This window comes from Celeribacter persicus (assembly GCF_003050785.1).
Classification (GTDB): Bacteria; Pseudomonadota; Alphaproteobacteria; order Rhodobacterales; family Rhodobacteraceae; genus Celeribacter; species Celeribacter persicus.
This window is the reverse complement of record NZ_QAOH01000032.1, coordinates 1-20,219: the sequence shown is the minus strand read 5'-3', so window position 1 is coordinate 20,219 and position 20,219 is coordinate 1. Positions and strand designations below refer to the sequence as shown.

The following is a 20,219-nucleotide window of genomic DNA, read 5'->3' as shown; positions in this document are numbered from 1 at the left end:
CCGAAAATGAGCGGCGGCAGCAGGGCAATTGCAATGGCGAGAGCCATGACGATAGGCGTATAGATGCGGGCGAATTTCGCCACCCACTGCTCCACGGGCGCGCGGCGGGCATGGGCGTCACCGACCATGCGGATGATCTTGGCCAACACGGTGTCCGAGGCGGCCTTCGTGGCGCGCACCGTCAGTGTGCCTTCGCCGTTGATCGTACCGGCATAGACTTCGTCGCCTCGTTCCTTTGGGACCAGCGCACTCTCTCCGGTGATTGGCGCCTGATCGACCGCGCCCGCGCCGTCCGTCACCTCACCATCGAGCGGGATACGGTCGCCACCGCGTACTATGAAGCTTGAGCCTACGGCGACTTGAGCCGCCGGAACGTCGGCCTCGCTTCCGTCTTCGCGGATCACGCGCGCCGTCGGTGGTGCAAGATCCAAGAGCGCCGAGACCGCATTCCTCGCACGCCCGACGCTCCAGCTTTCGAGGTAGAGCGAGAGCGAGAAGAAGAACGCAACCGTCGCCGCCTCGAAGAATTCGCCAAGCCCTATGGCACCGGCCACCGCGACCACCATCAGCAGGTTCATGTCGGGCGACAGTCTCCGTGCGGACGACCATGCCTTGGGTGCCACGAGCCAGACACCGAACAGGATCGCAACCGCGAACAGCCCTGCCTCGACCCGTGGCATCGGCGCTTCGCCGTGCCCTGCGAAGAGGCCGAGTGCCCCCCCCATGCCGGTCTCGATGATGTGCCACAGAAATCCCGCGGCCCAGAAGCCGCCACTGAGCGCCGTATACAGCCGCTGGCGTGCAAGATGGGCCGCCTGGTCGACCGACGCGTTTTCGGCATCCCAGGGCTTGGCGGTCATGCCGGTGCTTGCGACCAGTTCTGCAATTTCGCCGTCCGATACACTCTTGGCGCTGTCGAGAATAGTCATCCGTCCATTGATCACGTCGAACGCAAGATGCTCGGCCCCACCGATCTTCGGGCCGACCACCTTGTTCAGGATTGCTACCTCCTCGGCGCAATCGAGGCCGGACACCTGAAAACTGCGCCCGCCCGCTGGCCCGGGCGTCGTCGGAACGATGTCGCCGCACGTTCCGGCGCTCCCGCAGCAGCTGCCGCCGCTTGTCTGGGCAATTTCGGCGTGATCGTGACGATGGGTGTCGGACGGCATGAATGGACCTCTGGATTCGGGTGCTTTACCATGACATAGCCCCTACAGTAGCTAGAGCTTCAAGAGCAAAATACGGTGGTATTTCAGTTTGTTTTATTGCTAGAGGGTGCGGTGACCGGCTCTATCACGCCTTGAAACATGAAAAGCCGATGCAAAGAAAAACAGACACGAAAGGAAGCTTGATGCGGGTTTTGATGCTGAAGCAAAAAATAATGGTTGCAGTGGCGCTGTCGCTTACGGCCGGGTGCGCAATCCAGCCGACTGGACCGGGCGACTCGGCAGACCGGCGGGGCAACGTTCCCGAAGCTGTGATTGCAATGGCTGCCCCGGATCAGGATGTTGCAACCGCGCGCTTGGTGCCGGAAGACGGGTGCTACTGGTACGAACACAGCGGCCCCGTTGAAACGGCCTTGCTGCCGCTGCGCACGGCGAACGGCAATCCGATCTGCGTCGCGCGGGAAGCGTGACGACGACCCGCACGTCACATCATTTCGCTCAAAGCTAATTACCTCATTCAACTTCTCGCGGTAACACTGTCCTCAGCCGAATAAAGATGTGCTGTCGATCCAATCTCGACGTTCGGATAAAGCTCGTTGATGTGTGCCATAACCATCCGTACGCAACCCGAACTCGCGCGCCCTCCGATGCTTCTCGGATAGGGTGTGCCGTGTATCCGAAGATAGGTGTCGCGATCTCCGACATAGAGATAGAGTGCCCGCGACCCCAAGGCGTTTTGAGGACCAGGTTCCATCCCGTCGGCCCATCGTGCGTTTTCGGGATCCCGTTCGATCATGCTCTGGGTCGGTGTCCAATGCGGCCACCTCACCTTGCGTTTGATCGTGTAGACTCCCGGCTCGTATAGGTTACCCCGCGCAATGGCGACACCGTAGCGCATCGCGGTCCCGCCTTCCTCGATATGGTAAAGATACCGCGCGACCGCATCGACGTGGATGTCTCCGGGCACGAGTCCGGTCTTCGCGACCACACGCTGAGGCAGGAAGCGTGGGTGTAGGCCCCAAGGGTTTGACGTGGCCGGATCGAAGGCTGGCGGGGTGACTTGTGCGTCCCATTCAGCCTTCTGCGCCTCGGTGGGCCAGGTATCGGCAAATAGGGGGCTGGCAACAGTCGCAGAAAATAGCGCAGTTGTTGTTTGAATGAAGTGTCGTCTTGTCAGCATGTCGTACCCTTTCGGTTCCCACCGGCGATCAATGGCAAGACCGGTATGTATTCAAATTCACTAGATAAGACTTCTAGTAGCTAGAGGTTCAAGGGCATATTTTCGTGAACAAGCCAGCAGTCCTTGCAGTCCAAGGGTGCCTGCTGTGGTTGCACGTTGTATCAACTGACAAGCTATGAGTTCGTTGGGCCAGATCTGGTTTGCGCAAAAATGCCAAAACTCAAGCGTTTCTGTCACGAGAGCTCTCAACCGTCATTGCCGCGAGGTGCGCAGAACTGGCCGCCCGCCTGAATGAGTAGGGGCCACCAACTCCGCGCGATGCGGCAATGGCAGCCCCTGAGCTTAACTTGCGTCCTTAAACTCGGCGTATTCGCCGCGCACCTGAACGGTGACGGTGGCATCCGAGCTGTCGCGATTGCGCCAGAACCAGCCGTGCTCTCCGTCGAAGGCGGCGACGATCTCGCCCTCGTCGCCGGTGGAGCCGCGGCCTTTCTCATAGGTGATCGAGTTGCCGCCGCCATGGCCATGCATGTCGAAGTTCACGCGGCCGCCTTCGACCAGCATCCGGTATTCCACCGTCTGGCCCTCTTCCATGACCAACTTCCACTCGGCACTGTCACCGGGGGCCAGCGTGAAAGTGGTTTCGTCGCGCCAGACTTCAGCCCCCTGCGCGTGCGCCGCGCCGACGAAGAGCCCAAAGATATCGTTCATCAAGCTCGACTGCTCCTGTGCTTCAAGTTCCAGCAGCCTGTCGGCTTCCGCCTCTTCTGCCAACTGGGTCTTGATTTCGCCCATCTCCGCCAGACCGAGGACGCCGCCGATCCCGGTCGGATCGATGTCGTACTCGGCGGGCAGCACGACGGTCACGAGGATCGTGACGGCGCTGGCCGCCGCGATGGCCGTGGAGCGGAGCAATTGCCGGGAGGTGGGAAGCTGGTCGAGGCTCGGTTTTTCTGCGTTAAACATTTGGGTCTCCAATTTTCTCAGGTGGCCACGAAGTAGCCGGTGATTTGCAAGCCCATGAGGATGAACCCCATGGACATCATGACGACGTTGGCGGTGTAGGCCTGGCGGAAGAAATTCGGGGATTTCCGCCAGAAGCCCATGACGATGAGAATCACGGCGAGCGCCATGATCTGGCCGAACTCGACACCGACGTTGAACGCCAGCAGATTGGCCAACAGCCCCTCTGATGCGATCTCGTAGTCAAGGATCTTGGTGGCCAGGCCAGTGCCGTGGAAAAAGCCGAAGATCAGCGTCGCGGCCTTGGTGTTCGGTTGAAAGCCGAACCAGCGTTGGTAGGCTCCCAGATTGTCGAGCGCCTTGTAGACAACCGACAGACCGATGATCGCATCAACGATATAGGCGTTGATGCCCCATCCGAACCAGACGCCTGCCAGCATCGTGGTCGAATGTCCGACAGCAAAGATGCTGACATAGATGCCCACGTCCTTCATCTTGTAAAGAAAGAAGACGACGCCGAACAGGAACAGGACGTGGTCGTAACCCGTCACCATGTGCTTGGCACCGAGATACATGAAGGGAATGATGTTTACCCCCCAGATTTCTTGGATGTAGCCCGCGTCTCCGGGCGTGACGTTGTGCGCCAAGGCATGGCCTGCGCTGAGAACGAGCAAGGTTATCGTGATAAAGGACAGGATCACGACCCGGTGTATGCCAGGATCGGTCCAGCCCCGATGGACTGTGTTCATGGGTTGAACTCCGCATAGTGTTTGATGATCGGGTGAAACGCGCCAATGGCGCGCGGTCGATCACACGCGCGGAGGTCGTTCGATCTGGTGTATCAGCAGAGGATCCGCTGTCGCGGCACTCAGCCACCATGCGGTTTTGTAAATTTCCATGGGATGAGACGACAGGTCAGGACCGGGCACAACCGCTTGGCTGTGATCGTGATCTATACTGTCGTGGCTGTGTCCATGCGCCGCCCAAGCCAGGTCTTCTTCCAGACCATGCGAATGCCCGTGCTCGGCGATCATCTCCGCATGGTCCTGAAGAACGTTTAGGATTGCGGGCGTGTGAGAGGTTGTGGGCACAACCGACCAGACAAGAATGGCTGCGCACAGAAACGTAGCGCAGGCAGCCCTTCCGATTGTCCGTAACCTCGTCATCAGCTCTGCCTGCCCGCTCAACTTATTCTGTGGCGCATCGGGGCACCATCTTGTTCTATCCTCTGAGGGAGGATATGAATCCTATATGACAAATTCCCCGGTTCATGCAACCCATCCCGCCTTGATTGCCCGGCTGAAACGCGCTGATGGTCATCTGCGCGCCGTGATCGCGATGATCGAGGGGGGTAAACCCTGTCTGGAAATCGCCCAGCAGATGCAGGCGGTCGAAAAGGCCGTCACGAATGCCAAGCGGGCGCTGATCCATGACCACATGGACCATTGCCTCGACGCCGAAGGCTCCGAAACTGATCGCGCCGAGTTGCGCGCTATCGCCCGCTATCTCTGAGGCCCACCATGCTCGATATTCTCGCCGACCGGACTTATCGCCACCTGTTTCTGGCACAGGTCGTCGCCCTTCTGGGAACCGGGCTCGCGACGGTCGCGCTCGGGCTGCTGGCCTTCGATCTGGCGGGGGAAGGCGCGGCGCTGGTGCTGGGCACGGTCTTCACGATCAAGATGGTAGCCTATGTCGGTATCGCGCCCATTGCCGGAGCATTCGCGGACCGGGTGCCGCGCCGCGCGCTATTGGTGACGCTCGATCTGGTGCGCGCCGGTGTGGCGCTGGCGCTGCCCTTCGTGACCGAGGTCTGGCAGGTCTACGTCTTGATCTTCCTGCTGCAATCGGCCTCTGCCGCCTTCACGCCGACCTTTCAGGCGACGATCCCCGACGTGCTGCCCGAAGAAGACCGTTACACCCGTGCGCTGTCGCTGTCGCGGCTGGCCTACGATCTGGAAAACATCGTCAGCCCGACGCTGGCGGCGCTTCTGCTGGCGGTGATGTCCTACAACTCGCTTTTCATCGGCACTGTAGTCGGCTTCTCTGCTTCGGCGCTTCTGGTCGTCTCGGTTCTGCTGCCGAACCCCCGTCCATCCGAACGGCGCGGCATCTATGACCGGACCACGCGCGGCATCCGCATCTATCTGGCCACGCCCCGGCTTCGCGGGCTCCTGGCACTGAACCTCGCGGCAGCGGCTGCGGGGGCGATGGTGCTGGTCAATACCGTCGTTCTGGTGCGCGGCTCGCTCGGGATGTCGGAGAGTGCGTTGGCCTGGACGATGTTCGCCTTTGGCGCGGGCTCGATGACGGCCGCGCTGGTCCTCCCACGCATTCTGGATGCGCTGCCCGATCGGCCCGTGATGTTCTGCGGTGCTGCGCTGATGGTTGCAACCCTGCTGGGTCTCGGGGCGACGGTCTTGACCGCTGGTCTTGGCTGGGCCGTCCTTCTGGGGGCATGGTTGCTGGTGGGGCTCGGATATTCCGCCGTTCTAACCCCGTCTGGCCGATTGCTGCGCCGGTCCGCCCATGCGGGGGATCGCCCCGCGCTGTTCGCGGCACAGTTCGCCCTGTCGCACGCCTGCTGGCTGGTGACCTATCCGCTGTCCGGATGGCTCCTGACGGCCTACGGCGTCGTTCCCGCTTTGATCGGGCTGGCGCTGCTCGCAGCTTGCGGGATGCTCGCAGCGCTGAAACTCTGGCCGTCCGGCGATGCTGTCGAGCTTGAACACACCCACGACAACCTGCCGCTGGATCATCCGCATTTGCAAGGGCATCGCAAGCACAGCCACGCTCTGATCATCGACGAAAGCCATCCTCGCTGGGCCACGCATTTCTGAAATTAAACTACGAGAGTGCAAGCCACTGCAGAAAATTGGCCTTCCGGCTATCCGGCCAATGGTACGCAGCTGCACGAAGAGCTTTCCAGAAATCAATCATTTTTACCAACCTTCCTGACGGTGGACCCGCTTACAAAGCTTGGTGTGCGGCAAGAAATGATCCCATTCAATGGCATTGGCGAGGCGCACTGCGAGTCGGTCATCCTCGAAACCGTAGCTCTCGACCCCGGTCAAGAAGTCAAGGTCCTGCCGCGCTTCAAAGCAGAGCGAGACGACGCCTATGAAGAATTCATAGACAAGTGCGACGACTTCGAGGCCGAAGTCGCAAAAGGAAGTGACCGCCAACCATTACACATACTCCGAACTGGAAGAGAACGACGTCGATCTCAAGAAGCTCCAGGGCTGGCTGACGAAAATCCAGAAACTCGACTTTTCCGGCGCTGACCGCGCCTCCGAGGCACAGGAGCAGTTAATTCGGTGGAGAGATTGGCAGCCAGCCCGAGCGGCGCTGTCTACATCGCGCTTTCGATGCCAGCGCGCCGACTGCTCTCATGCCCGGCACCATGAACGAACGGCTCCAGCCGCAGGCCGTCACGGATGAAGAGCGCGCCGACGCCCTTGGGGGTATGGAACTTGTGCCCGGCCATCGTCAGCATATCGACGCCAACGTCGTCCGCCCGGGTGGGGATCTTGCCGACCGACTGCGCGGCGTCGGTGTGAAAGCGGACGCCGAGCTCCCGCGCGATCGCCGCGCACTCCGCGATCGGCTGGATCGTCCCCGTCTCGTTGTTGGCATGCATGATGGTGACGAGCACGGTCTTGGGTGTGATCGCCCGCCGCAGGTCATCGGGATCGACGAGCCCCGTGCCATCGACAGGCAACCATGTCACCCGCGCGCCAAGGCTCTCGAGGAACCGAAGCGGCGCCACGATGGCCGGATGCGCGGCGCTTGACGTGATGAAATGCGGCTGGCCCTTGCCGCTGGCGAAGAAGACGCCTTTCAGCGCGTGGTTGTTCGCTTCGCTGCCACCGCTGGTGAAGACGATCTCCCGCGGCGAACAGCCGAGGAGGTCCGCGACACGGGTCCTCGCCTCCTCCACCATCTGGCGGGCGGGAACCCCGGCCCAGTGGCTGCTGGAGGGATTGCCATGCCCCGTCTCGAGGGCATGACGCATGATCTCGGCAACCTCGGGGGCGACCGGGGTGCTGGCGTTGAAATCCAGATAGATGTCGCGCATCGCCCGGCCCCCTTCCGTTGTCGCGTTGCCCGGGATCAGGGCTTGTAAGCCGCGTCCTGCTGCCAGCCGGTATATCCGCTCTGCATGACGAGCACGTTTGACCGCCCCGCCACGCGCAACGCAAAGGCCGCTTGCGCCGACAGGCTGCCAGTGTTGCAAAAGAGGATCGTCATGCGATCCTCGGGGATCTCGTCGATCCGGTCCAGCACTTCGCGCCATTCGATATTCACTGAACCGGGAATCGTGCCTTCCTCGAACTGGCCCGCGTCGCGGGTGTCGACGAAGAGCGCGGTCTCGAAGACGCTCTGGTCGAGTTGTTGGGGCAAGATGATGCCGGCCTCGTACTCCGAGAACATCATGTATTCCTGCATAGCTTCAACGGCCGCGTCCTGCGCCATGGCCGGGGCTGCGTGAAGCCCGAGCGTGACGGTCGTCGCCAAGAGTAGGTGTTTCAGGGTCATTCGGTATCTCCTCCGTTTCGGTTTCTTGGTGTTCAGGTGTGCTGCGCACGCCAGCCGGTCCTGCCGCCGTCGAGCCAGACGGCATCCGGATGGCCGAGCCTGTTCAGCAGGTCCGCGCCATCTGCGGACCGCCCCCGCCGCCCTTGCCGCAGATCGTCACGGGTGTTCTGTCGGCAGGGAGTTCGCCCGCTTGGGCGGCGAGGTGAGCCAGCGGGGTATGCACAGCGTCCGCGACGTGGGCGGCGGCGTAGTCTTCCGCATCGCGGACGTTGATCAGGTGGAAGCGATCCGGGTCGGCCGCGAGGGCGGCGAGCGTCACCATCTGAGCCATCAGAACACCAGCACCTTGTCGGCTTTGAGCGTCGCTTGCGCCAGTTCGTCCGTGGTGGACCGCGTCGGCCCTTCCATCATGTCGCCCTCGGCGAGGCCGCGCGCATCCATGCAGGTGCCGCACATCAGGACGCGACCCTTCGCAGTGAGGACGCGGCGGATCATGCGCTCGAGATTGTAGTAGCCATCGGGCGTCTTCTGCCCCGCCTTGGCGCAGAGCACCGCGTCGGCCATCAGGAAGACGGTGATGTCCGCGTCAGGATCATTCTTGGCCAGCGCATGGGCCATGCGCAGGCCGTTGAAGCTTCGCTCGGTGCCATAGGGCGGGTCGTTCAGCAGGATCAGGTGTTTCATCATCAGTCCTCAGTCTTGGGCGCGCGTTTCCAGGTCGGACAGGAAAGACTCAATACGCCGGGCGTTGGCACCGCGGTCGATCTGACCGAGGCGCGAGCGCGAGCGCATGTCGACGCGGGTGCCGGTGTCGGTTTCCGCGATACGGATCGCCACCTCGTCCTCGAAGCCGAAGAGGCGGCTTGTGGCGATGGCCTCGATCTGACTCTCATCGGGATCGGCCGACAGCACCTCCCAGCCGCGCTCTTCCACCAAGGCAAGCGCCGCGGCGAAGGCCTCGTCTGCGGAGACAGGCACCTCCAGCGGGCGCACATCCGGATAGGCCGCGCGCTGCGGCCCGGCGTTCTGCCCGGGGTAGTCACTGGGCGTGGCGGTGAACCAGAAGACCGGCGGGTCCTCGGTATCGGTCGAGATGTCGTTGATCGGCGGCGTGGTCCGTGCGGCGATCTCGAAGGCGGCGCCAAGGCCCGCGACGGGCAGCGACAGGATCAGCCCGAGCAGGAACGCTGCGGCACCGCCTTTCCTGCGGCGAAGCCAGACCACCAGCCCGGCAAGCGCTGCGATGATGCCGGCGCACGCCGCCCAGGCGCCCCAGCCGGCTAGGTCATAGGCCTGTGGCCAAGGCCAGCCGCCTGTGCGGAAGCCCCAGACCGCGACCGCAAGAAGCCCGAGCGAAGCAAGGCCCAGCAGGATCGCGAAAGCGCCAAGGGTCCGGGGCAGGGCGTCATGCATGGGCGGTCTCCGGCTGTTCGGCAGGGTTGAGCCGCGGGTGGGTTTCCTCACCGAGCCAGAAGAGCACGGCGCCGGACACGAGCATCGAGATGGCGACGAACCAGAAGGCCGCTTCCGCAGCGCCCGTCAGGCTGGCGGCGAGGCCAAGGCCGAGCGCGCCGATCGCGTAGCCAAGGTCGCGCCAGAAGCGGTAGATGCCGATGGCCGAGCCGCGCCAGGCAGGCGGAGTGATGTCGGCCACGGCCGCAGAGAGGTTCGGGTAGAGGAGCGCCATCCCGAAGCCCGCCACCCCGGCCGAGACCGACCACCAGAGCGCGCCCGTGCCCATGACCACCATGGCCACGCCAGCGCCGCAGATCCACATGCCGAGCACGTTGGGCCAGAACCGGCTGAAATGGTCCGACAGCCGCCCGGTGAAGAGCTGCGAACCGCCCCAGACAAAGCCGTAGGTGCCGACGATCCAGCCGACTTCGGTCAGGGTAGCGCCTTGCGTCACGAGAAAGACTGGGAACAGCGCCCAGACCAGCGCATCGACGAACTTCTCGACGAGCCCCGCCTGGGAGATCGCGAAGAGGCGCCGGTCGCGCCAGCTCATCAGGGCGAAGACCTCGCCCGTTGTGGGGTGTTCGGACACGCCCTGCGGATAGCGCGGCAGGGATTTCGGGGGGGCGGCCTTGTGCGCCGCTGTCTCCGCCTTGGCCCAGGGCAGCGTATCCTTGACCCAGACCACCGTCGGCACCAGCGCCAGCAGGACCACGGCCATGCCGAAAACCAGGAGCCCCGTGCGCGCGCTGAGCCATTCGGCGGCATAGGCGGTGAGGATGCCGGCGATCGCCACGCCGACATAGCCCGAGAACTCGTTGAGCCCCATGGTCAGCCCGCGTTCCTCGGCCTTGGTAATGTCGAGCTTCGCGGTCTGCGTCATCGACCAGCAGAGGCCCTGATTGACGCCCAGAAGCACGGTCGCGGCGACGATCCAGGTCCAGTCCGACGCATACCAGATCATCACCGGGATCGGCAGCGCCACGACCCAGCCCCAGACCAGCCCCCGCTTGCGGCCGATCCGCTCGGACCAGCGCCCGGCAACGAAGTTCATCACCGCCTTCACCACGCCGAAGGCCACCACGAAGGAGGCGAGCAGCAGGAAGGAGCCGCGCTCGAGCCCGAATTCGCTCTCGGCCAGCGCCGGAACCACCGTGCGTGTCATGCCGATGGCGAAGCCCACCAGCATCACTTGGATCAACTGGTGCGAGACCTGTGAAAGGTTGGCACGGAGGCCGCGCGGAAATGCGCCGTCGGTCATTCTGCGGGCACCTTTGTCGTGTTCCGGGGATCGAGCGCATGGCCGGATACCGGACCGCGGACGGGCTGGATCAACATCCGGTCAAGCCAGAGATCGCGGCGCGTGCGGAACTGCTCGATTCCGATCTTCATCCCCTCATGCCCCTTGGCGGGCTGGGCGATATAGGTGCCCAAGAGCCGGTCCCACCACGGCAGGTTGAAGCCGTAATTCGAGTTCGTCTCGCGCGGGTCGATGGAATGGTGGACGCGATGCATGTCGGGGGTGACGACAAACAGGCGCAGGACCCGGTCCACCGGGCGCGGCAGGTCGATATTGGCGTGATTGAACAGCGCTGTGGCGTTCAGGATTACCTCGAACAGCAGGACTGCGATGGCGGGTGGGCCAAGCGCCGCGACCACTGCGAGCTTGATCCCCATCGAGATGAGGATTTCCACCGGGTGAAAGCGCAAGCCGGTCGTGGCGTCAAAATCCAGATCGGCATGGTGCATCCGGTGCAGCCGCCACAGTCCCGGCACCGCGTGGAACATTACGTGCTGAAGGTAAATCGCGAGATCGAGCAGCAACATCGAGACCACGACGGCCACCCAGACCGGGGCGTCGATGTTGTTGAAAAGTCCCCAGCCACGATCCTCTGCCATCACCGCCAGCCCGACCGCAAGGATCGGAAAGGACAGCCGCAGGATGACCGTATCGACCACCACCAGCGCAAGATTATTGGCCCAACGGATCACGCGCGGGATTTCTCGCCTGCGCCGGGGGGCCGCCACTTCCCACAGCGCCATGACCGCCAGCACGCCAAGGAAAATCGCTAGGCGGATCGTTGGTTCGGCGGCAAGGATGGTCGCTGACATGGATGTGGGCCTTTGGGCTTGTGGGGCGCGGTGGATTCGCTATAATTCAAGTTATCGCTTGAATGATGTAGCGTTAGGAGACAGGCCTTGTCAATCAGCCCCAAGCACGCCCTGCTCGAGGAATACGCCCTCGTCGCACGCGCCCTGTCCGCCCCGGCGCGTCTGATGCTGCTGGAACAACTGGCGCAAAGGGAGCGCGGGGTGGAGGCGCTTGCGGACAAGACCGGCCTTACCATTGCCAACTGCTCGCAGCATCTGCAGCAGTTGCGCCGCGCCGCGCTCGTCACCAGCCGCCGCGACGGCAAATCGGTAATTTACCGACTGACCGACGCGAAGACACTGGAGTTGATGGACCTTCTTCGTATCGTCGCCGAGCGGAACCTCGCGCAGGTCGAGCGTATCTTGCAGGGACTCTCAGACGGCGAGGACGCCCCCGAAGCGGTCAGCCGTTCCGATCTGGCCGCACGCCTTGCGGAAGGTTCTGTCACCGTACTCGACGTTCGCCCCGCAGATGAATTTGCGGCAGGTCATATTCCTGGAGCGATCAACCTGACGCTAACGGAGATTGAGGGAATCGTGCCGACGCTCGATTCGTCTACTGAAATCGTGGCATATTGCAGGGGTCCATATTGCGTTTATGCCCATCAGGCAGTAGCCGCTTTGCGCAAACTCGGGCTTAACGCACGGCGCTTGGAAGGCGGTCTGCCGGAATGGCGAGAAGATGGACGACCGGTACTCTCCTAGGCAGGTTGTCGAGGTGAACCATTTTCCTGAAAGCTAACTGTCGCTTTGCCCTTAAATCGGCTCTGCCTCAATCTGTGTGGCGGAACGGTAGCATTCTCGCCCGCAACAATTCTGGACCTGCCCGGCCGTACATCGCGCGCTTGAGGGTCTTCAGCCGATTGATCTGACCTTCCGCCTGGCCGTTGCTCCAGGGCATCTCGATGGCGTTTTTGACTGCATCGAAGTCCCGGTTCAATGTGCGGGCAAGGCGCACAATGGGTGCCAGGTCGGTTTCGATCGCGTCGTCGATCCATGCAGGGAGTGGGTCTGCTTCGCGGCCGCGCAGGATACCGTTGAACCGCATCGCGAGACAGCGCATCGTTGCGAAGGCGGGAGAGTCGGCCTTGAGCGCGTCGACTTTCCGCGCCTGATCCGGGGTGAGCTTTCCGCGGGGTTTGATACACAGCGCGGCGGCGATGACCGGGGAAATCGCGTGCCCCATTTCCGGGTCCCGGACTGGCTCCAGGATTTTGTGTTCTACGGCGGGGCCCTTCGCTTGCTTTTCGGCTCTGCGCCAGCCCGCCAGCAGCCGCTGCAAATGCGTCTGACTCCCCTCGTAACCACGCTCTCGGATCAGACGGAAAAGGGCGCTTCCAGTTCGAATGCCGTCCTTCCAGCTTTGGCTCAGGAACTCTTCAAAGTACCACGGCGAAGTCGGTTTCAAAGCTGCTCGCCTGCGGTCCGGTGGCGTCTCGAACTGCAGCCATTTCGCGATGCTGCGACGCGGGAACCCTGTCCGTCGCCCGATCTCGCTGCAGGTAAGCCCCTGATTTCGGAGCGCATGGATGGTGGTGAAAATCTCTTCCCGGGACGTCCTGTGCGCAAGGCGGGACTTCAGAAGGCTTCCGGCTGCGGTGATGTTGTCGGCGTCGGACGGCAGCGCCCTGCCGGTCGCACGGCCATGAAGGTTCATCTCCTCCTCGATGGCCTGCCGCAGGTTCTGCACGATATGGAACCGGTCAGCGACTTGTTCCGCCTGCGGTGCCCCTTGCCGGGCAGCCTGGGCGTAGAGACCGCAGCGATCTCTGCTGATCACTTCCACCTCGGGATGTCGCTTCAGCCAGTTGGTGCAGGTGACGACATCTCGATCCTCGAGAATGTCGATGACCACGCGACGCTCCAGATCGACAATGATCGTGCCGTAGGTTTGCGACTTCCGCCAGCTCCAGTCGTCGATCCCGATGACCGTCGGCGGCTCGGCGGTGCCTTGAGCACGCTTCTTCAACTGCCTGAGCACCGTGTCATCGCTGATCTTAAGGCCCAAACGATGCAAGAGCCGCTCGGCAGGCCGCCCGCCGGTTGCATGCCCAAGATGGCAGACAATCTCCCCGACACGCGAGGTGCGCCGCGAAAAAGGACGCGCAATCGAGGCGATCTGGTCCGAGAAAGTCCGGCGCGGGCAAGCGGGCGCCAAACATCGCCAACGGCAAACCGCGAGATCAACCGTTACCTCGTCTCCATGCGCGGGATAATCCTGCAGCCGCCGACGCCGCCAGCCGTGACGTCGTGGTGAATGAAATCCACAGTCTGGGCAGATGCCGTTTGGTGTCAGACTGCCCGATACAATCCATCCGCCGGATTCACTTCGCTCAACGCTTTGAACCGAAACATCGCTCCCGGGCGACCAGTGGCTCTTCGAAATCATGACTATCCCTCCTGAATTTTTCAGTCTCAGGATAGTGGCGCCACACAAATTGAGGATGACCCACATATCGGCCATCGTCCAGTTCGACCCAGATCATTGAGATATCGCAAGGATCGTAGCGAACGACCACCTTTCCATCCCCGCGACCAATATGGCCTGCAAGGGCATCGGACCAATACCGTATCTGGAACAGATGGATGCCGTCACGCCTGACCTTGCGCAGTTCGCTCGGCAGGAAGCTCACCCGAAAGGCTTCCATCTCGAAGGGGATGTCGCCCATCATTTCCTCTGAGAGCGCCTCCCATTTGGCACCGCGCGTACAGCCAAGACTTGAATGAATGCTGTTGTTGTAACGGCAGATTTCCAGGGTAAACCAGCGATGGAATTCGCTTAAGGTCATCGTGGCCATGCCTTCGGCGTCATAGTCGCCCTTGGCGGCGATCGAGGATTGCGTTGTTCCCGGCAACAGGTGAACGGCCCCCAGCATCGTCCTGATCAACCGTTCGATGTGACCTCCAAAACGAGGACTTCCCGGCGGCCTATAAACCAGATTTATCCCCCAGTCCGCACATGCCGACCGAAATGGCTGCGACCGAAAATCGCGGCAATTGTCGACGTGGATGCTGTGCGGTTTCACTTGTGCGGGCCAAGGAACACTGCACTCCTGCGCTATCCGTTGTCCTATCAGGATGTCGCAGACCTTCTGGAAGGGCGCAGGATCACGGTCGACCGATCTACTGTCTTTCGCTGGGTCCAGAAGTTCTCGCCTGAGTTGACCAAGCGAACCGAAAAGCACCTGCGCAGGCAAGAGTCGACTGGCACGTCCCCTTTCGGGACATTGCTGCGCAATGCCCTGTCGGGCGAGGGATGAAACCTACATCCGCGTCGGAGGCAAATGGCGCTACCTTTGGCGCGCCGTCGATGCAAATGGTGAGATGGTCGATTTCAGACTGACTGCGCGGCGGGATGCGAAAGCGGCCAAGGCCTTTCTGAACAAGGCTATCGAACGCGTAAGATTGCATCGACCCGACACGATCTGCACGGACAAGGATCAAACATATCGCCGCGTTATCCGTGAGATCAATTACCGGTATGATCCGCACTTTGACGGCATCCGGCACATCGACCGAAAGTGGCGAAACAACCGGATTGAAAGCGACCACGCTGCAATGAAGCGGCTCTTGGGGTACCAACAAAGTTTCCGCTCCTTACGAACGGCCAAAGCGACTCTGAGCGGCATTGAAACCATCCGAACCAGTAAACGCGGTCACGTCCATAACAAACAGCCAGGCATTCAGGGCGAGATCCAATTCATCAGCCAGCTTTTCGCAGCTGCATGATCCATCACGTCCCTTTTACCCTCAACGGCCCCACACTATTAACGCAACAGTCCCGACCAACCAGATGGGGACCATCGAAGGCGACTTCGAAAAGGGCGAGGCAAACGGGACCGCCGATGCCCTCGCGGTGGTGTCGCAGATCGTGGAGCCGCTCGGGTGAGTGTCAGGCCATCAGTGCCAGTCCCACTCCGCCGACTGCCGCCATGATGACAACCACCCATGGCGGCGCCTTCCAAGCCATCAGCGCAACGAAACAGAAGAGCGCGAGCGTGAAATCGCGCATGTCCCCAATGGCGCTGGCGAAGACGGGCGAATAGAGCGCCGCGCCGAGGATGCCAACGACGGCGGCATTCGCGCCCTGCATCAGCGACTGCGCCATGGCCATCGACCGGAAGCGGTCCCAGAACGGCAGGACACCGATCAGGATGAGGAAGCCGGGCAGGAACACGGCAATAAGGGCGATTGCTGCACCCACCACACCATTCGGCTCCGGCCCCAGCACCGCGCCCAGATAGGCGGCAAAGGTGAAGAGCGGCCCTGGCACCGCCTGTGCTGCGCCATAGCCAGCAAGGAACGCGTCGGGCGGCACCCAGCCGGACTGCACGGCCTCAGCCTGCAGGAGCGGCAGAACGACGTGGCCACCGCCGAACACCAGCGCGCCAGCGCGGTAGAAGCTGTCGATGACCGCCAGGGCTTGCGACCCGCCAGCGACAAGCGGCAGAAGGATGAGAAGGGCGGCGAAGGCTCCGAGGGCGATGCCCGCCTGTCTGCGGCGGACGGGCATCGTGACGTGGCCCCCAACCGGTTTTTCTGATCCTCGGCCGAGGATCAGCCCTGCGACCGCGCCAAGGACGATGGCGCCCACCATCCCGAAGGCGCCGGGGACGAAGGCAAGAACGGCCACGGCGCCGACCGCAATGCTGGCGCGTTCACGGTCGGGGCACAGGTTCTTGGCCATGCCCCATACCGCCTGCGCCACGATGGCGACGGCGACGATCTTGAGCCCCTGCAAGGCGCCTGTTCCGACCGGACCGGAAATGGACGCGGCCGTCATCGCGAAGACCAGTAGTATCAGGGCCGAAGGAAGCGTGAAGGCCGTGAAGGCCGCGAGCGCACCCAGCCAGCCGGCCCGAATCAATCCTAGCGCGAAACCGACCTGACTCGAAGCTGGCCCGGGGAGGAACTGGCAAAGGGCAACCAGATCCGCATAGGCGTGATCCGAAAGCCAACCTCGCCGCGTGACCAGTTCGTCGCGGAAGTAACCCAGATGTGCGATAGGGCCGCCGAACGATGTCAGGCCGAGCTTCAGGAAGGTCCCAAAGACCTCTCCCGGAGTTCCTTGGGATGGCTTGGCGTCAGCAGTGTCTGTGCTATCGGTCATTGCGTTCCTGCCTCGCCCTTGAGTTCCTTGAGCCGGACCCGCGCGACCGCCAGCCCTTCGTGCCCCTTGTCGGTGATCGTGTAGAATTTGCGGGACGTGCGTCCCTCGCGCTCGGTGGTGCTGGTCAGGTAACCGTCGCGCTCCATCTTCGAGAGCATCGGATAGAGGGTTCCGGGCGACAGTCGGTAGCCATGCCGCGCCAGTTCGTCGATCATCCACTGGCCGTAGACCGGGTGCTGCGCTGCATGGTGCAGGATGTGCAGCCGGACCAGGCCAGACAACAGGTCATGATGTTCTATCCGTTGCGGCAAAAGGATTACCATCCGGTTTCGATATCGACATTCGATAATACATCTTCTACGCTTATGGTCAATTCTTGTCGTCGTTGGAGGCTCGTGGAATGGAGATTCTTTTCGTTGCGCTGGTTGCGTTTCTGGCCTCCGGACTAACCCTGTTTTCGGGCTTCGGTCTTGGCACTATCCTGATGCCCGCCTTCGCGCTCCTGATGCCGGTCGAGGTGGCCATCGGAGCAACAGCGGTCGTGCATCTGGCCAACAACCTGTTCAAGCTGGGGCTGGTGGGGCGGCACGCGGACGCAGGCGTGATCTTGCGTTTCGCCGTGCCGGCAGCACTTGCCGCGATCGGGGGAGCATTTCTGCTAGTCCGACTGTCCGACCTGCCCATGCTCGCCACCTACACCGCCTTTGGGGCCGAACGCCGGATCGAGGCTCTGCCCTTCACCGTCGGTCTCCTGATCGTGGCTTTCGCGACTCTCGAACTCTCACCCGGGTTCGCGCGGCTCGGCTTCCCGCGCCGGCTTTTACCATTGGGTGGGGTGATCTCGGGCTTCTTCGGCGGGCTTTCGGGCAATCAGGGCGCCTTCCGCACCGCGTTTCTGATCAAGGCAGGGCTTTCTAAAGAGGCATTCATCGCCACCGGTGTTGTGGCGGCCGTGATCGTCGATACGACCCGGCTTGCCGTATACGGCCTTTCGCATTTCACTCGCAGCTTCGCAGTCCTTACGCCGAGTGTGTGGACGGTGGTCGCTATCGCCATTGCCAGCGCTTTTCTGGGCGCTTTCGTCGGGTCGCGGTTGCTGAAGAAAGTCACGCTGCGCGCGGTGCAGATCGTCGTTGCCGTGACAATGATCCTACTCGGGACCGGGTTGGCCGCTGGTCTGATCTGAGAGGGCAGCTGGGGTGGACATCGTTCAAGCCGCCGTCCTCGGGCTCGTCGAGGGGACAACAGAGTTTCTTCCGATCTCCTCCACCGGCCACCTGATCGTGGTCGGGGCGTGGCTTGGCATTGCGCAGGACGAAGCCAAAACCGCCTTTGACGTGATTGTCCAACTGGCTGCTATCCTCGCGGTTGTCATCACCTGCCGGGACAAGTTCACGCGCGCCCATGTCGACCTGTGGCGAAAGGTCATCCTGGCCTTTATCCCGATCGGGGTGGCGGGAGTCCTGGCAGGCGGCTGGGTCGAGGGCCTGTTCTCGGTGCAAGTCGTCGCGGTCGCCTTCATCGCTGGCGGCGTGATCTTCCTGTTGGTCGAGTATTTCAATCAGGATGATTGCAGCCACGTCATTCGTGTGGAGGATCTGACCCGAAGGCAGGCCGCATGGATCGGTGTTGCCCAAGTGTTCGCCCTGATCCCCGGCACTAGCCGGGCGGGGGCGACAATCATTGGAGCCTTGCTGGTCGGCTCCGACCGCCGCACCAGCGCCGAGTTCTCCTTTCTGCTGGCCTTGCCAGTCATGATCGCCACCACCGGTTACGAAGCCGTGAAGCATCACCAGGCGTTCGGCGACGGAGACCTCGTGGCGCTCGGAATGGGGTTCATCACAGCCTTTACGGTCGCCTGGCTGACCATGCGATGGCTTCTCAGGTTCGTTGCGCGCTTCACCTTCGTCGCCTTCGGCATCTACCGCATCCTGTTCGGGCTGGCTTTGCTGATTTGGTTCTCATGAACTCGGGGGCATCGAGAGCACCGCAAAGTGCGGGGCAGCTACGCTGCCGTTCTGATAGCTTCATCTGATTTCATTCCCGGATACCATTACTCGAATTTGGCTCGAAGCGTCCCGTCGAGGGTGCGTGTTCTGGTTTGAAGCATGAGATGTGCGCCCTGTTTCGACCAGCGCATTTGCTAATGTTTTCCTAAACGCTTGCCGACAACGGTGTTGACGGTGCTTTCTACAAAGCCGGTTGAGACGCGCTAGCCATAGCGGTGGCGTTCAGCGTAGTTTGGGATCATGTCGGCGTTGTTGGTGATGTAGGTCTCAAACTCGGCGGCAGCTTTGCGCAGGGCCTTGATGCTGGCATAATCTGTTTCGGTTTCATCAAGGTCCATAACCAGGTCGTCGATTGCCGCCTGAGCATCGTACAGATTGCCATTCCAGAGAATGCCTTTGATCTGGCGGAGCAGACGAGAAAGAGCCATAGCTTCATCCGCGTTGTGATGGGCCACAGCCCCTTCACGTGTTGCTGCATGACGATGATCCGCATGGTGATATGGAACCAGTCGAGTATGTGTTCGGACGCCGGTGCCATGCGCCGCGCCATATTGATGACAGTGTCGCCGCCATCGGTCATGAATGTTACCGGCTGGTTTTCCTGCCAGCCCTGATCTTTCAGGACTTCGTGCAGCCGCCGCTTTGGCTTGGCGTCATGGCTTTGAACCAATCCGAGATAGCGGCTCGGGCCATCCGTCGAAAAGGATTTGCCCACAGTGACTTCAAAATGGGATTGGCCGTCATCGCGTGACCGGACATATCCACCATCGATCCTGACAGTGATTTGGCCTTCGGGATTGGGAAGTTGTTCCCGTTGAACTGCGCTGGTTTCGATGAAGCTGAAGCGCTCCTCGGTCAGCTCAGATTCCATTTGCGTCGCCACGCGGCCAAGATGTAGGCGGATGGTATCCAGCGCCGGGGCGATGGTTCTGGTGAACTCGGTGGTGCTGGTACGCGGTCAGTTGGGGCTGACCGACAGCGCATTGGCCTGGACGATGTTCCCTTCGGTGCCGGTAGCATGACCGCCGCGTTGCTCTTGCCGCGCATACTGGACCGGGTCGCAGACAGGCCTGTGATGATTGCGGGGGTGTCGCGTTGCCTTTAAATCTGAGACGCGACGCTTTCGGCATCGAGTTTTGCCCTTAATTGCGAGATTTGGCTGTCATGGGGCCTTTGCTTCTCGCCCGCCTCTGCGCAATCTGATCAACTGCGGCAAGCAGACGTGGCTCCTTCTCGAAAGTGCGCAAAAGAGCAACCTTTGCATAGTCGTCGATGCCGGAGCTTGAGATGGCCGCTTTGATCAGTGGACGAGATTGGGCTGCATCAATGGCAGCAAGGCAAAACAGCCTCACTTCCGGTTTGTGGCTCTGAAGAGCAAACAACGGCTTCCCGTGGCAGCCCTTAAGTGACATGGCAAAGGTGACCGCGCGCATTGCGCGCCGAAGTTGCTTGGGGCTGCGTGATCGCGCGGCGCAGGCAAGCATCCCTGCCCCGCGGCGCGCTCGGTATATCAGTTTTCCAGATATTTGTTCTTCACCGATTTTGCCAAGGGTCTGCACAAGTCTCGTCCCGCAAACCTGACAGTCAAATGCCCAGGCCCGCCTCCAATGCCTGAGCGAAAGGCCCTCTCGGGAGCATTGCAGACA

Annotated in this window: 24 protein-coding genes and 3 pseudogenes; 10 read left to right on the top strand and 17 right to left on the bottom strand. The window is 61.8% G+C overall.

Annotation, left to right across the window (positions count from 1 at the left end; all coding sequences use genetic code 11):
- A partial coding sequence (locus C8N42_RS19640; RefSeq protein WP_146168295.1) for a heavy metal translocating P-type ATPase occupies positions 1 to 1,169 on the bottom strand: 1,169 nt, incomplete at its 3' end.
- Between the two features lie 182 nt (positions 1,170 to 1,351).
- Here C8N42_RS19640 and C8N42_RS19635 point away from each other — a divergent pair.
- The gene (locus C8N42_RS19635; RefSeq protein ID WP_107818126.1) at positions 1,352 to 1,636 is read left to right on the top strand and encodes a hypothetical protein; all 285 of its coding nucleotides are present in this window, start codon (positions 1,352 to 1,354) and stop codon (positions 1,634 to 1,636) included.
- A gap of 47 nt (positions 1,637 to 1,683) precedes the next feature.
- Here C8N42_RS19635 and C8N42_RS19630 read toward each other — a convergent pair whose 3' ends face one another.
- The 3 genes from C8N42_RS19630 to C8N42_RS19620 form a co-directional block, all read right to left on the bottom strand.
- Positions 1,684 to 2,346, bottom strand: a complete 663-nt coding sequence (locus C8N42_RS19630) for a L,D-transpeptidase (RefSeq protein WP_107818125.1) — start codon at positions 2,344 to 2,346, stop codon at positions 1,684 to 1,686.
- A gap of 342 nt (positions 2,347 to 2,688) precedes the next feature.
- Positions 2,689 to 3,312 carry a transmembrane anchor protein gene (locus C8N42_RS19625; RefSeq protein ID WP_107818124.1) on the bottom strand — a complete coding sequence of 208 codons (624 nt, stop codon included), beginning with the start codon at positions 3,310 to 3,312 and terminating at the stop codon, positions 2,689 to 2,691.
- A 17-nt stretch (positions 3,313 to 3,329) separates the two neighbouring features.
- The gene (locus C8N42_RS19620; protein ID WP_107818123.1) at positions 3,330 to 4,058 is read right to left on the bottom strand and encodes a HupE/UreJ family protein; all 729 of its coding nucleotides are present in this window, start codon (positions 4,056 to 4,058) and stop codon (positions 3,330 to 3,332) included.
- Positions 4,059 to 4,560: 502 nt separating this feature from the next.
- On the opposite strand from C8N42_RS19620, the gene C8N42_RS19610 reads away from it, so the two are divergent.
- From C8N42_RS19610 to C8N42_RS22235, 4 genes are read left to right on the top strand one after another with little or no spacing between them, the layout of a single operon-like run.
- A complete protein-coding gene (locus tag C8N42_RS19610) occupies positions 4,561 to 4,821 on the top strand; it encodes a metal-sensing transcriptional repressor (protein WP_107818121.1) in 261 nt (86 codons plus the stop codon).
- 8 nt (positions 4,822 to 4,829) lie between these two features.
- On the top strand, positions 4,830 to 6,149 hold the full coding sequence (locus tag C8N42_RS19605; protein WP_107818120.1) for an MFS transporter: 1,320 nt from the start codon (positions 4,830 to 4,832) through the stop codon (positions 6,147 to 6,149).
- A 15-nt stretch (positions 6,150 to 6,164) separates the two neighbouring features.
- Positions 6,165 to 6,593 (top strand): Chromate resistance protein ChrB, encoded by a 429-nt coding sequence (locus C8N42_RS21795; protein WP_211309229.1) that lies wholly within the window; start codon positions 6,165 to 6,167, stop codon positions 6,591 to 6,593.
- Positions 6,484 to 6,750: a Chromate resistance protein ChrB gene (locus C8N42_RS22235; protein WP_425430538.1), complete on the top strand. Its 267-nt coding sequence runs from the start codon at positions 6,484 to 6,486 to the stop codon at positions 6,748 to 6,750. Before C8N42_RS21795 ends, C8N42_RS22235 begins: the two co-directional genes overlap by 110 nt.
- On the opposite strand, the gene C8N42_RS19595 is transcribed toward C8N42_RS22235, so the two are convergent.
- The 7 genes from C8N42_RS19595 to C8N42_RS19565 all read right to left on the bottom strand — a co-directional run bounded on the left by C8N42_RS19595 (position 6,662) and on the right by C8N42_RS19565 (position 11,415).
- Positions 6,662 to 7,387: a cysteine desulfurase family protein gene (locus C8N42_RS19595; RefSeq protein ID WP_107818119.1), complete on the bottom strand. Its 726-nt coding sequence runs from the start codon at positions 7,385 to 7,387 to the stop codon at positions 6,662 to 6,664. The two genes, C8N42_RS22235 and C8N42_RS19595, sit on opposite strands and share 89 nt — an antisense overlap.
- Positions 7,388 to 7,422: 35 nt before the next feature.
- The gene (locus tag C8N42_RS19590; RefSeq protein WP_107818118.1) at positions 7,423 to 7,848 is read right to left on the bottom strand and encodes a rhodanese-like domain-containing protein; all 426 of its coding nucleotides are present in this window, start codon (positions 7,846 to 7,848) and stop codon (positions 7,423 to 7,425) included.
- Positions 7,849 to 7,951: 103 nt separating this feature from the next.
- Positions 7,952 to 8,179, bottom strand: a complete 228-nt coding sequence (locus tag C8N42_RS19585) for a rhodanese-like domain-containing protein (protein ID WP_107818117.1) — start codon at positions 8,177 to 8,179, stop codon at positions 7,952 to 7,954.
- Positions 8,179 to 8,532, bottom strand: coding sequence for a DsrE/DsrF/TusD sulfur relay family protein (locus C8N42_RS19580; RefSeq protein WP_107818116.1), 354 nt, complete (start codon positions 8,530 to 8,532; stop codon positions 8,179 to 8,181). The genes C8N42_RS19585 and C8N42_RS19580 overlap by 1 nt, the downstream gene beginning before the upstream one ends.
- Before the next feature lie 9 nt (positions 8,533 to 8,541).
- Complete coding sequence (locus tag C8N42_RS19575; RefSeq protein ID WP_146168294.1) at positions 8,542 to 9,312, bottom strand: DUF1499 domain-containing protein; 771 nt, start codon at positions 9,310 to 9,312, stop codon at positions 8,542 to 8,544.
- A complete protein-coding gene (locus tag C8N42_RS19570; protein WP_107818114.1) occupies positions 9,254 to 10,564 on the bottom strand; it encodes an MFS transporter in 1,311 nt (436 codons plus the stop codon). The genes C8N42_RS19575 and C8N42_RS19570 overlap by 59 nt, the downstream gene beginning before the upstream one ends.
- A complete protein-coding gene (locus C8N42_RS19565) occupies positions 10,561 to 11,415 on the bottom strand; it encodes a sterol desaturase family protein (RefSeq protein ID WP_107818113.1) in 855 nt (284 codons plus the stop codon). Before C8N42_RS19565 ends, C8N42_RS19570 begins: the two co-directional genes overlap by 4 nt.
- 87 nt (positions 11,416 to 11,502) lie before the next feature.
- Here C8N42_RS19565 and C8N42_RS19560 point away from each other — a divergent pair, with 87 nt between their 5' ends.
- On the top strand, positions 11,503 to 12,159 hold the full coding sequence (locus C8N42_RS19560; protein ID WP_107818112.1) for an ArsR/SmtB family transcription factor: 657 nt from the start codon (positions 11,503 to 11,505) through the stop codon (positions 12,157 to 12,159).
- Between the two features lie 67 nt (positions 12,160 to 12,226).
- Here the strand turns inward: C8N42_RS19560 and C8N42_RS19555 are convergent, their stop codons facing one another.
- A complete protein-coding gene (locus C8N42_RS19555) occupies positions 12,227 to 13,843 on the bottom strand; it encodes an ISL3 family transposase (protein ID WP_107818111.1) in 1,617 nt (538 codons plus the stop codon).
- On the bottom strand, positions 13,788 to 14,330 hold the full coding sequence (locus C8N42_RS19550) for a Mu transposase C-terminal domain-containing protein (RefSeq protein WP_245890310.1): 543 nt from the start codon (positions 14,328 to 14,330) through the stop codon (positions 13,788 to 13,790). The genes C8N42_RS19555 and C8N42_RS19550 overlap by 56 nt, the downstream gene beginning before the upstream one ends.
- A 129-nt stretch (positions 14,331 to 14,459) precedes the next feature.
- Here C8N42_RS19550 and C8N42_RS19545 point away from each other — a divergent pair.
- Positions 14,460 to 15,183 (top strand): annotated as a pseudogene (locus tag C8N42_RS19545) (IS6 family transposase).
- A 163-nt stretch (positions 15,184 to 15,346) separates the two neighbouring features.
- Here the strand turns inward: C8N42_RS19545 and chrA are convergent.
- The gene (chrA, locus tag C8N42_RS19535) at positions 15,347 to 16,564 is read right to left on the bottom strand and encodes a chromate efflux transporter (RefSeq protein WP_107818110.1); all 1,218 of its coding nucleotides are present in this window, start codon (positions 16,562 to 16,564) and stop codon (positions 15,347 to 15,349) included.
- Complete coding sequence (locus C8N42_RS19530) at positions 16,561 to 16,845, bottom strand: PadR family transcriptional regulator (protein ID WP_245890308.1); 285 nt, start codon at positions 16,843 to 16,845, stop codon at positions 16,561 to 16,563. Before C8N42_RS19530 ends, chrA begins: the two co-directional genes overlap by 4 nt.
- A gap of 119 nt (positions 16,846 to 16,964) precedes the next feature.
- On the opposite strand from C8N42_RS19530, the gene C8N42_RS19525 reads away from it, so the two are divergent.
- Both C8N42_RS19525 and C8N42_RS19520 read left to right on the top strand, forming a co-directional pair.
- Complete coding sequence (locus C8N42_RS19525; protein WP_107818109.1) at positions 16,965 to 17,750, top strand: sulfite exporter TauE/SafE family protein; 786 nt, start codon at positions 16,965 to 16,967, stop codon at positions 17,748 to 17,750.
- Positions 17,751 to 17,763: 13 nt separating this feature from the next.
- On the top strand, positions 17,764 to 18,531 hold the full coding sequence (locus tag C8N42_RS19520) for an undecaprenyl-diphosphate phosphatase (protein ID WP_107818108.1): 768 nt from the start codon (positions 17,764 to 17,766) through the stop codon (positions 18,529 to 18,531).
- 89 nt (positions 18,532 to 18,620) lie between these two features.
- On the opposite strand, the pseudogene C8N42_RS21425 reads toward C8N42_RS19520, so the two are convergent.
- Positions 18,621 to 19,483 (bottom strand): annotated as a pseudogene (locus C8N42_RS21425) (ISKra4 family transposase); the annotation flags it as partial.
- Between C8N42_RS21425 and C8N42_RS19505 the strand changes: the two are divergent.
- Positions 19,479 to 19,660, top strand: a pseudogene (locus tag C8N42_RS19505) (MFS transporter); the annotation flags it as partial. The pseudogenes C8N42_RS21425 and C8N42_RS19505 sit on opposite strands and share 5 nt — an antisense overlap.
- Before the next feature lie 55 nt (positions 19,661 to 19,715).
- Here C8N42_RS19505 and C8N42_RS19500 read toward each other — a convergent pair.
- A complete protein-coding gene (locus tag C8N42_RS19500) occupies positions 19,716 to 20,132 on the bottom strand; it encodes a hypothetical protein (protein ID WP_244906232.1) in 417 nt (138 codons plus the stop codon).
- Positions 20,133 to 20,219: the final 87 nt, after the last annotated feature.

Bases quoted from the DNA above. Each gene is read 5' to 3' on its own strand.
- C8N42_RS19635 (WP_107818126.1), top strand. From the start codon at position 1,352: ATGCGGGTTTTGATGCTGAAGCAAAAAATAATGGTTGCAGTGGCGCTG.
- C8N42_RS19630 (WP_107818125.1), bottom strand. From the start codon at position 2,346: ATGCTGACAAGACGACACTTCATTCAAACAACAACTGCGCTATTTTCT.
- C8N42_RS19625 (WP_107818124.1), bottom strand. From the start codon at position 3,312: ATGTTTAACGCAGAAAAACCGAGCCTCGACCAGCTTCCCACCTCCCGG.
- C8N42_RS19620 (WP_107818123.1), bottom strand. From the start codon at position 4,058: ATGAACACAGTCCATCGGGGCTGGACCGATCCTGGCATACACCGGGTC.
- C8N42_RS19610 (WP_107818121.1), top strand. From the start codon at position 4,561: ATGACAAATTCCCCGGTTCATGCAACCCATCCCGCCTTGATTGCCCGG.
- C8N42_RS19605 (WP_107818120.1), top strand. From the start codon at position 4,830: ATGCTCGATATTCTCGCCGACCGGACTTATCGCCACCTGTTTCTGGCA.
- C8N42_RS19595 (WP_107818119.1), bottom strand. From the start codon at position 7,387: ATGCGCGACATCTATCTGGATTTCAACGCCAGCACCCCGGTCGCCCCC.
- C8N42_RS19590 (WP_107818118.1), bottom strand. From the start codon at position 7,848: ATGACCCTGAAACACCTACTCTTGGCGACGACCGTCACGCTCGGGCTT.
- C8N42_RS19585 (WP_107818117.1), bottom strand. From the start codon at position 8,179: ATGGCTCAGATGGTGACGCTCGCCGCCCTCGCGGCCGACCCGGATCGC.
- C8N42_RS19580 (WP_107818116.1), bottom strand. From the start codon at position 8,532: ATGAAACACCTGATCCTGCTGAACGACCCGCCCTATGGCACCGAGCGA.
- C8N42_RS19570 (WP_107818114.1), bottom strand. From the start codon at position 10,564: ATGACCGACGGCGCATTTCCGCGCGGCCTCCGTGCCAACCTTTCACAG.
- C8N42_RS19565 (WP_107818113.1), bottom strand. From the start codon at position 11,415: ATGTCAGCGACCATCCTTGCCGCCGAACCAACGATCCGCCTAGCGATT.
- C8N42_RS19555 (WP_107818111.1), bottom strand. From the start codon at position 13,843: ATGATTTCGAAGAGCCACTGGTCGCCCGGGAGCGATGTTTCGGTTCAA.
- C8N42_RS19550 (WP_245890310.1), bottom strand. From the start codon at position 14,330: ATGCTGGGGGCCGTTCACCTGTTGCCGGGAACAACGCAATCCTCGATC.
- chrA (WP_107818110.1), bottom strand. From the start codon at position 16,564: ATGACCGATAGCACAGACACTGCTGACGCCAAGCCATCCCAAGGAACT.
- C8N42_RS19525 (WP_107818109.1), top strand. From the start codon at position 16,965: ATGGAGATTCTTTTCGTTGCGCTGGTTGCGTTTCTGGCCTCCGGACTA.